Origin of the sequence: Syntrophomonas wolfei subsp. methylbutyratica (assembly GCF_001570625.1) — a bacterium.
Lineage (GTDB): Bacteria > Bacillota > Syntrophomonadia > Syntrophomonadales > Syntrophomonadaceae > Syntrophomonas > Syntrophomonas methylbutyratica.
Genome location: NZ_BBQT01000020.1, coordinates 57889 through 65905, shown reverse-complemented (window position 1 = coordinate 65905; position 8017 = coordinate 57889). Strand labels below are relative to the sequence as shown.

The window sequence follows — 8017 nt, the reverse complement described above, 5'->3', positions numbered from 1 at the left end:
GGTTGATGTCCAGGAGTATTATAGATTTTATATCAGAAATTATCCGAGAAATTTTCATAGAAACTATTGGTTTTTCTATGCTTTGACTATTATATTGAGGATAAAATAATTGCTGGGATATGGACAATTATCTGACTTCTGAGATAATTGTCCTACCATGATAAGGGCAAAGCAGTCCATGGAGTCAAACTTCTGGTTCATGAGCAGCTTGAAATCCCGAAGTATATCGGTATTAAGATAATCCGCAGCGGTTATGCAGAAATCTTCCAGCAGGCCAAGCTATATCTTTTTGTTCTTTAAAAACAGCGCCTTCCAGGTATATATTGTGGAAGCTGCAATACCGTATTTTTCACTGATTTTTTCGATGGTCAGGCAATAGTCTTTTAATACTGCGAGTATGGAAAGGAGGCTGTAGGAGCGGTAAGGGATGAGAAATTCCGGGAGCAGAGCATGAGTATGCCCGCAAGAATCACACTTGTAGCGTATGATTATTACCATGACGCGGGGACGGTTCGAGACTGCTGAAAAAGTGCTCTTTTGCGTGTCATTCTGAGCGATAGCGAAGAATCTCGTTAGCTAAAGTCCCAATATTACGGACTTCCAAAAGAGATCCTTCGTCGCCTGCAGCTCCTCAGGATGATATTTATGATACTTTTTCAGTGGTCTCGGACGGTTTTCTTGTCATATTATTTCTCGCTTTTGATTTGGATATAAATCGCTCAACCATCTATGCTTCCCCTGCGAAAACCCTAAAGAGAATTCCTACAGTGTGAAAAGGGATCTGTGCTCCCTCTTTTCTCCCAAGGCTGAAAGGGTTATTCGGGTACTTTTTCCGGTTGGTCCCGCGCCTATTACAATTACATCGTACATTCTCCGCCTCGTGATTTTTCTATTCCCACTCAACTATTGAGTTTATTTGATTGCGGGGTCTTGCGATAGATAAGAATAGATAATAGATAAGAATTTGCTTTTTCCAGAACAGCATACCACAAGGTATTAAATAATGGTTCAGGCATACTTGAGAACTGAAATGGGGTTGAAATTTCATGATATTGCGGAATATGCAGCCGGTGAGGGAAGAGCATCTTGCTGGTTTCATCAAATTTGAACAGCTTTCAGAAACTCATCCGGAATTCGGGCATGGTTAAATAAACTATATTAATTTCACTATTCTGCCGTGATAATAATCAACATAGTATTAATCTGATCTGCTTAAAGTTCAGCCAGTATAGTGCCTCTATTTTCTCCCCCCAAAAACAGCTAACTCAAGTATTTTAAAATAGCAATCAACATCACGATATCCGATTTGGCGTAACCATTGACATTGGGTTTCAACTAAAGCAAGTATGTTATCGTTAATATCCGGGCGATTAAACCAAAACTCAGCTACTTCGTCCCGCGAAATACTATTTCCCTGTTTGAGATGCATTTTATATAGGGAATCTATAAATAACTCATCAAATATGGATTCAATCCATTTTGTTGGAGACAGTACCTGCTCGATATTTATAAAAAGCCCATTAACATTCAGCATATTAAAAAATTCTTCGTATAATTCATGTTTTCGAACATCTGGTTGATGATGAATTGAAAACCCTGACACTATAAGGTCAAAGGGGGTACTATTACTAACTCTATTTAACCAATCTTTTCTACCATAATCACAAACTATAAAGTCCGTGTTATTATAAATGCTTAATTTTTCTTTTGCCGACTCAATCATGGGTTCAGAAATATCCAATAATACCGTTTTGGCGTTAGGAAAGTGTTCAAGGATTGCGGCAGCCAAAACACCATCACCACAACCTATATCTAAAAAACTATTAACATTAATTTTTGCGCCTTTAACAAGCATAAGCATAACTTCGATTTGTTCGGCTGCTAAAGGAATTGCCCCTCGAACCCCTGACAAGTATTTAGCAGCAATCTCACGTGTTTCCCAAAGCTGAATATCTTTATTCAACGATAAAACCTCCTTGATGATTATCGCGCTTTTCCCTCCGACAGCCTATTTAGCCAGCCGCCAGGTTGAGGGTATACTCCCCGCTTAAATGAATGACGGCAATAATTATATTATCCTTGCACCCAATGATAATTAATGTAAAATGATTGTAGGTGGACTGGAATTCAGCCACTTTCTTACGGCACTTCTATGGGTGAACCACCCGGATTTAATATCAATAGATGAAAGTATAGAGAAGAATGTAGACTGTTTTCTCAACGGGGTAAAAACGAGCTGCATAACTCCTGCTGACACTTAGAATAAATAGAAGATTGCTACAGCGATTAATTATTGATCCATAAATGGCAGGATGTTGCCTTCATCCCCGTCTACTACCACGTTCTGCCCATCCTTAATAAGGCCCATAACCCCCGGTATATTTAAGACCGCCGGTATAGGCTTGAAGCATCCGGTTCAGTCCCCGCCATAAATCCAACAGCGGTTGCAAAACAGCCATCAGTTTCAGAACAAATGCTATTGACAAACCAACTATTACGTATTACTATATAGCAGTAGTTAGCAATACTGAATATCAGTCATACAGAATAGCAAGGGGTGATTGTGCTGGAAAACCTAACAGAAATGCTCAAAGGCGTGCTTGAGGGCTGCGTCCTTGAAATAATAAGCCGCAAAGAAACCTACGGCTACGAAATTACGCGGCAATTGAACGCTCTCGGCTTCGCAGATGTTGTGGAGGGAACGGTGTACACTATTTTGGTGCGGCTTGAGAAGAATAAACTCGTGGACATAGAAAAAAAGCCCTCTGACATGGGGCCGCCACGAAAGTTTTTCACGCTTAACAACGCGGGGCGTGACGAACTGCAGAAGTTCTGGGAAAAATGGGAATTTGTCGCGTCGAAAATTAACCAATTGAAGGAGGAGGAATCCAATGTCTGAGTTTTTCGATAATTACTTCAATATCAAAAAAATGACTGAGAGCAAGCGCGAGTACCGGCAACAGATGGCAAGGGTGGAGGCTCTGCCGAAAGACTACCAATACGTATTTAAGAAAATCCAGGGGCATATGTGGATGTTCGCGGCGGGCTCCGGCTATGACATGATGGAGATCCATTCTGGCCTAATAGAACTGTTCGAGGCCGGCGCGGCAGACGGCAAGCATGTTTTGGAGATTACCGGCGAGGACGTGGCCGCGTTCTGCGACGAGCTTCTGCGCAGCGCCAGGACATACACGGAAGACTGGCGCGAAGCGCTCAACCGCGACATACTAAAAAAACTTGGAAAGGAAAACGATTCCAAATGAAAGACATCGCAGTTCAAGTGAAAAGGCTGCAAAAGTCCTACAAGAAAATTCATGTTCTAAAGAGCGTGGATTTTGAGGTGGAAAAAGGCAGTATTTTCGCCCTGCTCGGCTCCAACGGCGCGGGCAAGACGACGATTGTCAAAATCCTCACCACGCTGCTCAAACAGGACAGCGGAGCCGCCACCGTAAACGGCTTTGACGTCTCGTCAAAGCCCGACCAGGTACGGCTGTCGATCAGCCTGACCGGGCAGTTTGCCGCCGTGGACGAGATCTTGACCGGGCGGGAAAATCTCATTATGATCGCCAGGCTGCGGCATCTTAAAAATCCGCGTCAGATCGCGGAAGATCTACTGAACCGCTTCGGCCTGATTGATGCCGCCGACCGCAGGGTTTCCACCTATTCGGGCGGCATGCGGCGCAGGCTCGACATTGCCATGAGCCTTATCGGAAAACCGCAGCTCATTTTCCTTGATGAGCCGACCACCGGACTTGACCCCGAGGCACGCATTGAGGTTTGGAAGGTTGTCAGAGAGCTTGCCGGGGGTGGCACGACGGTTTTTCTGACCACGCAGTATCTGGAGGAAGCCGAACAGCTTGCAGATCGAATTGCCATTCTGCATAAGGGTATAATTATTGCGAGCGGCACACTCGCGGAACTGAAAAAGCTGTTCCCGCCCGCAAAGGTTGAGTACATTGAAAAACAGCCCAGCTTGGAGGAAATATTTCTCGCAATCGTTGGCAAGAAGGAGGAAAAATGATGGAATCGGCAAATAAACACTTTTTCGGCGATATGGGCGTGATGCTTGGTCGTTCCCTGTGCCATATTTCCCGCAGTATGGACACCATTATCACAGTCACCATCATGCCAATCGCATTTATGCTGTTGTTCGTTTATGTGTTCGGCGGCGCCATTCAAACCGGCACGGACAACTATGTGAATTACCTGCTGCCCGGCATCCTGCTGATTGCGATTGCAAGCGGCATCGCCTATACGGCTTTCCGTCTGTTTATGGATAAGCAAAGCGGCATCTTTGAGCGTTTCCATTCCATGCCGATTGCGCGTTCGGCCGTGCTGTGGGGGCATGTGCTGACCTCGCTGGTATCCAACGCGATTTCGGTTGTCGTCATCATTCTCGTAGCGCTGATTATGGGCTTCCGCCCATCGGCAGGGATATTGTCATGGCTTGCCGTGGCTGGTATACTGGCGTTGTTTACGCTGGCCTTAACCTGGATCGCGGCGATTGCCGGACTGTCGGCCAAATCGGTAGACGGTGCATACGCCTTTTCCTATCCGATTATCTTCCTGCCATTTATCAGTTCGGCGTTTGTACCGACCGATCGATGCCGCCGGTAGTTCGCGCCTTTGCCGAGAACCAACCGGTAACCTCAATCGTAGACGCGATCCGTGCGTTATTGTCTAATCAACCGGTGGGTAATGACATCTGGATTGCACTTGCGTGGTGCTTAGGTATAATGATCTCAGCATATCTGTTTGCGATGCAGGCATATAAACGGAAAGCGGCTTAAGGTTTGCAGGCGTTAAAATAGTAGTGACTAACAAAAACATCAAGTAAAGGGATGGTAGAGTGGGCGAATACTAATGGAAATTATTTACGGTATGCGGCAACAAAACACGGGTAAGATACGTCCAGCAAGTGATTGACCGGTTTTCTTTGAAAATTCATTTCTTCCATTTCAATTATAACATCTAAAAAATTGTAAATATAGACTGTTTGTTCCCATTTACTGTTGCTATAATGCAATGGCACGTTAATGCTATATAGAGGAGGGAAACGTATGAGCACCTATATACTTGCTTTTCAGGATATTGACAAAACAAAACGCATGGTTGTTGGGGGCAAAGGCGCGAACTTGGGGGAACTTTTCAGGATTAAAGGAATACACGTACCGGATGGCTTTTGTATTTCTACGGAAGCCTTTAAACGAATCATTGGGGAGACATCATCGATTAATGAATTACTTGATCAGTTATCGCTTCTTAAGGTGGAAGACCGGGATAAAATCGGTGAACTTGGCGGTGAGATTCGCAGGGTTATCGAAGGAATGGCTATCCCTGAAGACATTAGGGAAGAGATCGCCCGCCACCTCTCCCGGCTTGGAGAAAAAAATGCCTATGCCGTACGATCCAGCGCAACTGCAGAGGATTTACCAACGGTATCCTTTGCCGGTCAGCAGGACACGTATTTGAACATTATCGGTAAGGAGGCAATCCTAAAGCATATCAGCAAGTGCTGGGCCTCGCTGTTTACCGAGAGGGCGGTAATTTATCGCCTGCAAAACAACTTTGACCACTGTAAAGTCTACCTGTCTGTGGTTATTCAGAAGATGGTTTTCCCGCAGGCGGCAGGAATTATGTTTACTGCCGATCCCGTCACTTCTAATAGGAAGGTGTTATCCATTGATGCCAGCTTCGGACTTGGCGAGGCCCTGGTCTCCGGTCTGGTGAATGCCGATATCTATAAAGTGCGTAACGGCAAGGTTATCGATAAAAAAATATCCGCCAAGAAACTGGCTATTTATGCTTTGAAAGATGGCGGTACGAAAGAGCAGGAGACCCCGCCTGAGCAGCAGAACAGGCAAGTGCTGACGGATGAGCATATTTTGCAGCTTGAAGGCCTGGGAAGAAAGATCGAAGCACATTTCGGCTGCCCCCAGGACATCGAATGGTGTTTGGCTGATGATACATCAAAATGGGACATTCCTCCTGGGGAGGCGTGTCCCCTGACCCTATTTATTGTCCAGAGCCGGCCCATCACTACTTTATACCCCATCCCTGAAGCGAATGATCAAGAAAATCACGTTTATGTATCTGTCGGCCACCAGCAAATGATGACTGACCCCATAAAACCATTGGGAATGTCGCTATTCCAGTTAACATCTTATGGCCCCCGGTTTAAAGCTGGCGGAAGGTTGTTTGTTGATGTTACCCCTATGCTGGCTTCACCTGACAGCAGAAAAAATTTATTAGATACCATGGGACAACACGATCCGCGCATAAAAGACGCACTCATGACCATAGTAGAGCGAGGCGATTTCAAAAAATCGCTGCCAAAGGGCAAGAAAGAACAGGGTTCCATTAAAAGCAAGGCAGGTATGTCTTGGGATTTTCTGGGCCAATTCGAAAACAATCCGACCATCGTTGCTGATTTGGTCAAGAGCAGTCAGACCTCGATAGAAGAGCTGAAACAAAACATCCAAACGAAATCAGGAGCGGATTTATTTGATTTTATCCTGGAAGATATCCAGCGATTAAAGAAGATTATATTTGACCCACAAAATATGGGTGTGATTATAACTACTATGAATGCTTCGTCATGGATCAATGAAAAAATGAAGGAGTGGTTGGGTGAAAAAAACGTAGCCGACACGCTTTCTCAATCCGCACCCAACAATATTACATCGGCAATGGGCCTGGCGCTACTCAATGTCGCGGATGTGATTCGTCCTTATCCGGAAGTAATTGATTACTTACAACAGGTAAATGATGATAACTTTTTGGATAAACTGGTTAAGCTTGACGGCGGGCAAGTTACCCTAGACGCTATCTATGCTTATCTCAACAAATACGGAATGCGATGCGCCGGAGAAATCGATATTACTAAAACTCGTTGGAGCGAGAAACCAATTGCGCTTATCCCCATTATTCTCAGCAACATCAAAAACTTTGCCCCTAATGCCAGCCAGCGGATATTTGCGCAAGGGCGTCAGGAAGCATTGAAAAAAGAACAAGAGATAATAGAACGATTGAAGCAATTACCGGATGGTGAACAAAAAGCCTATGAGACAAAACGAATGATCAGCCTAATGCGAAATTTCATCGGTTATCGTGAATATCCAAAATACGGCATGATTAATCGCTACTTCGTTTATAAGCAGGCTTTACTGAAAGAAGCCGAACAACTGGTTCAAGCGGGCGTTATTCATGACAAAGAAGATATATACTATCTCACCTTTGAAGAACTTCGCGAAGTCGTACGCACCAATAAACTGGATTATCAGATCATAAGCCTTAGGAAAGACGATTACAAATTATATGAAAAACTAATTCCCCCGCGGGTTATCACCTCTGATGGTGAAATCATTACCGGTGAGTACAAGCGAGAAAATCTCCCCGCGGAAGCTATTGCAGGTCTGCCTGTTTCATCCGGAGTAATAGAGGGACGGGCGCGTGTCATCTTAAACATGGAAGATGCGGTTTGGGAAGACGGAGATATATTAGTCACCTCTTTTACTGACCCTGGCTGGACACCATTGTTTGTATCCATAAAAGGATTAGTAACCGAAGTTGGCGGACTTAATACCCACGGAGCAGTTATTGCCCGCGAATATGGCTTACCAGCAGTGGCCGGAGTGGATAATGCCACCAAACTGATAAAAGACGGACAGAGAATTCGCGTACATGGAACAGAAGGCTATGTAGAAATCCTATGAAAGGTATAATAGGGAAGATGTTGCCTCCCTCCAAATTGCATATCCCGCTTCTCCAACCAGTCAATCTTCGTTACTTTCAGGATTGCTTTTAGGCGTGATTATTTTGCCCAATATTTCCTGGGAGATGAAAGTTAGTAAGAGCAGAATAAGTAAAAGCCACCACCCCACAGACATAAAAATATCCGCTGGCGACATTAACTGGTTATCAGTGTAATTCTCTTCCTATGGCTATAAACAAGTAGAATTTAGATAGGAATTTGCTTTTTCCATTTCAGTATAACATAGCATATTATTAGTAGGTT

6 protein-coding genes and 1 pseudogene are annotated in these 8017 nt (G+C 44.5%); 5 read left to right on the top strand and 2 right to left on the bottom strand.

Features of this window, described 5'->3' with window-relative positions:
* Window positions 1-279 precede the first annotated feature (279 nt).
* Both AWB54_RS16735 and AWB54_RS12625 read right to left on the bottom strand, forming a co-directional pair.
* Window positions 280-558: a DUF6431 domain-containing protein gene (locus AWB54_RS16735; protein ID WP_368664474.1), complete on the bottom strand. Its 279-nt coding sequence runs from the start codon at window positions 556-558 to the stop codon at window positions 280-282.
* A 679-nt stretch (window positions 559-1237) separates the two neighbouring features.
* Complete coding sequence (locus AWB54_RS12625) at window positions 1238-1963, bottom strand: class I SAM-dependent methyltransferase (RefSeq protein ID WP_082736211.1); 726 nt, start codon at window positions 1961-1963, stop codon at window positions 1238-1240.
* Window positions 1964-2584: 621 nt separating this feature from the next.
* Here AWB54_RS12625 and AWB54_RS12620 point away from each other — a divergent pair.
* The 5 genes and pseudogenes from AWB54_RS12620 to ppsA all read left to right on the top strand — a co-directional run bounded on the left by AWB54_RS12620 (window position 2585) and on the right by ppsA (window position 7715).
* Window positions 2585-2899, top strand: a complete 315-nt coding sequence (locus AWB54_RS12620) for a PadR family transcriptional regulator (protein ID WP_394326497.1) — start codon at window positions 2585-2587, stop codon at window positions 2897-2899.
* Window positions 2892-3263 carry a DUF1048 domain-containing protein gene (locus AWB54_RS12615; protein WP_061214954.1) on the top strand — a complete coding sequence of 124 codons (372 nt, stop codon included), beginning with the start codon at window positions 2892-2894 and terminating at the stop codon, window positions 3261-3263. Before AWB54_RS12620 ends, AWB54_RS12615 begins: the two co-directional genes overlap by 8 nt.
* The gene (locus AWB54_RS12610; protein ID WP_061214953.1) at window positions 3260-4021 is read left to right on the top strand and encodes an ABC transporter ATP-binding protein; all 762 of its coding nucleotides are present in this window, start codon (window positions 3260-3262) and stop codon (window positions 4019-4021) included. Before AWB54_RS12615 ends, AWB54_RS12610 begins: the two co-directional genes overlap by 4 nt.
* Window positions 4021-4790, top strand: a pseudogene (locus AWB54_RS12605) (ABC transporter permease). The gene AWB54_RS12610 and the pseudogene AWB54_RS12605 overlap by 1 nt, the downstream one beginning before the upstream one ends.
* Window positions 4791-5060: 270 nt before the next feature.
* Entirely contained in the window at window positions 5061-7715 is a 2655-nt protein-coding gene (gene ppsA / locus AWB54_RS12600; RefSeq protein ID WP_061214952.1) for a phosphoenolpyruvate synthase, read from the top strand.
* The last annotated feature ends 302 nt before the right edge of the window (window positions 7716-8017 follow it).

Excerpts from the sequence above, each read along its gene's own strand:
- AWB54_RS12620 (WP_394326497.1), top strand. The coding sequence starts at position 2,585 with ATGCTCAAAGGCGTGCTTGAGGGCTGCGTCCTTGAAATAATAAGCCGC.
- AWB54_RS12615 (WP_061214954.1), top strand. The coding sequence starts at position 2,892 with ATGTCTGAGTTTTTCGATAATTACTTCAATATCAAAAAAATGACTGAG.
- AWB54_RS12610 (WP_061214953.1), top strand. The coding sequence starts at position 3,260 with ATGAAAGACATCGCAGTTCAAGTGAAAAGGCTGCAAAAGTCCTACAAG.
- ppsA (WP_061214952.1), top strand. The coding sequence starts at position 5,061 with ATGAGCACCTATATACTTGCTTTTCAGGATATTGACAAAACAAAACGC.